This is a genomic window from Pseudobacteriovorax antillogorgiicola, assembly GCF_900177345.1.
GTDB classification, from domain to species: Bacteria; Bdellovibrionota_B; Oligoflexia; order Oligoflexales; family Oligoflexaceae; genus Pseudobacteriovorax; species Pseudobacteriovorax antillogorgiicola.
This window is the reverse complement of record NZ_FWZT01000061.1, coordinates 1-2,187: the sequence shown is the minus strand read 5'-3', so window position 1 is coordinate 2,187 and position 2,187 is coordinate 1. Positions and strand designations below refer to the sequence as shown.

Here is a 2,187-nt window from a genome sequence, read left to right as displayed (position 1 = left end):
GTCAGAATCAGAAACTCCATCCGCGAGGCTCTGATCTCTGGTCATCGCTGGGCTCTTGCCAAGAACATGGGAAGTCAGCGCTACTTTGATGAAGTGGCAACAAGCGTCACCAACTACCTTGCCCGCCTTCAGAGGGATGGAGCCATAGCAGGGGGCGTCTGCTATCCAGACGAAGAGTCGAATACTCCTGACGCATTGGCAGATGGCAAGGCCTACTTTGTCTTTGAATACACCCCATCACCCGTTAGCGAGCGGCTAACGTTTAAAGAGCGAATCACCAACGACTACCTTAAGACACTAGGAGGCTAATGCTTGCTACCAAAATTCTTCAAAAACTTTGAAGTCTCGATCACTGGAACCAGCTTTAGAAATATCTGTGAAGAGATGAGTCTTCCAGAGCTTACTCTTAAGACAGAGGAGTGGCGCGGGGCCGGCATGGATGCACCCATCGAGATCGATGTGGGGATGGAAAAGCTGGAATCGACCCTAAAGTTTCCATCCCTTAATAAAGAGATCTTCCTACTCTATGGCCTTCAGCTCGGTGGGTCGGCGGGTATCATTGCAACGGGCGCCCTTCAGGGTCAGGCGGGAGAATCGGTTCCGGCTAAGGCTGTGATGCAGGGCGGTATCAAAAAGATCGCTTCTGGTCAGTGGAAGCCTGGCGATATGAAGGCAGCAGGCGTTGAAGTCACCGTCTCCCTTACCCGGTATATCCTAACGCTCGATCAATTCCCCCTTGCAACGATCGACATTGAAAACGGCATCAGAAACATTGCCGGCATCGACTACTACCAAAACATCAAGGCCACCCTTGGCCTCTAGGAGAGCTATTGAAGTACGAACTGATCTACCCCATGGAGTTTGAGGGAGAGGAAATTACCGCAATCAAACTCACTGAATTTCTAACAGTCGGACAGTCTCGGGCCATCAGCCGCGCCCAGTCCATTGAGGATGAAGAGGAGCGAGGCCTTGAGATCATGGCTATCATCCTTCAAAAGCCGCGGGCATTCATCGATCAGCTATCGACTGACGATTTGGAAGAGATTTCTGATGATGTGGAAAGGCTTCTAAGCAAGCCAAAAAAAAATCGAAGGAGAAGAGGAGGAGATCAAATTCAGAAAACTGCTGCGAATTCTATATAAAGAATTTGGTCTCCCCGTGGATACTTGCATCGGAATGAGTCTAGCAGAGTTTGATCTCTGGGTAAAAGCCCTTGAAGACGACGAAGAAACGCCACCTCCAAGCGACATCTGGGTAAACGCTAATGTCAAAGAATAGAAAAAAGGTCAGCATTGCTATTGCTGCCATGTTTGATCGCTCGTTCAGTGAAAGATTCGGGTCTGCAGAGAGTAAGGTCAATGCCCTTTCAAAGACGATTAGGGCAGCCGACCAGAGTTTGAAAAAGATTGACGCCTACAAAGCAATGGCAAAAGATCTTGCCACCCTTAAGGGGGAGCTCGGTGAAGCTAGCGATGCCCTTCGAAAAAGTGATGCTGACCTTAAAGCCAAGACAAAGGCTACCGACTCAGCAAGGGGCGCGCTCAAGGCTATGGCTGCCGAGCAGCGCCAGTACAAGCAGTCGCTTCTTAAGGAGACGGAGGCTCTAAAAGATTCTAAGGCGGCCTACCGTGCCTTATCTAAGGCTCAGAAAGAAAAAGAGCAGGCCGCAAAGAAGGATGAGCAAAGGCTCCACGCCCTCAGCGCCAGCACGAGAAGACTTGGTCTTGAGCTTAGCCGTGAGGAGAAAGCTCTAAAAGGTGTGGAAACTGCCCTTAGGAAAGCAACAAGCGCAGCTAAGGGACAATCGAGTACCGATAAGAAGCAGGCAGCTCTGATCGCTAAACTCACTGCCGAGAAAGATCGTCATAAAAAGTCGATCGATCTTACAAGCAAGGCTCTTGTAAGAGAAACCAGAGAATCAAAGTCTCTTAGCCGAAGTCTCGGCGAGCAGCAAACTGCTCTTGAGCAAGGTAAAGCCGCTCTTAAAGCCCATTCTGACCGCATGAAAGAGCTTTCGAGTTCAGCAGCAAGAACAAAGGAAAAGATCCTTGAGTCAAAGAATGCCATCCAAAGGCATCGGGCTGCCCTTAGAGAACACAATAAGTCACTGGGATCCGCAAAGAAGGCCCAAGCGGCAGCCACTCAGGCCTTTGATAGGACTAACTCTAAAGTAAAAAAGCAGGAAGA

General features: G+C 49.7%; 4 protein-coding genes. All 4 read left to right on the top strand.

All coding sequences use genetic code 11. From position 1 onward, the window contains the following. Positions 1–309, top strand: a 309-nt coding sequence (locus B9N89_RS31665; protein ID WP_327356521.1) for a phage tail sheath C-terminal domain-containing protein, incomplete at its 5' end; no start/stop codon positions are given. Positions 310–312: 3 nt separating this feature from the next. Continuing rightward, on the top strand, positions 313–822 hold the full coding sequence (locus tag B9N89_RS31100; RefSeq protein WP_132325713.1) for a phage major tail tube protein: 510 nt from the start codon (positions 313–315) through the stop codon (positions 820–822). Positions 823–830: 8 nt separating this feature from the next. Continuing rightward, a complete protein-coding gene (locus B9N89_RS31095) occupies positions 831–1,142 on the top strand; it encodes a phage tail assembly protein (protein ID WP_132325715.1) in 312 nt (103 codons plus the stop codon). Between the two features lie 122 nt (positions 1,143–1,264). After that, positions 1,265–2,187: coiled-coil domain-containing protein (locus B9N89_RS31090; protein ID WP_143478323.1), on the top strand; the 923-nt coding region annotated here is incomplete at its 3' end.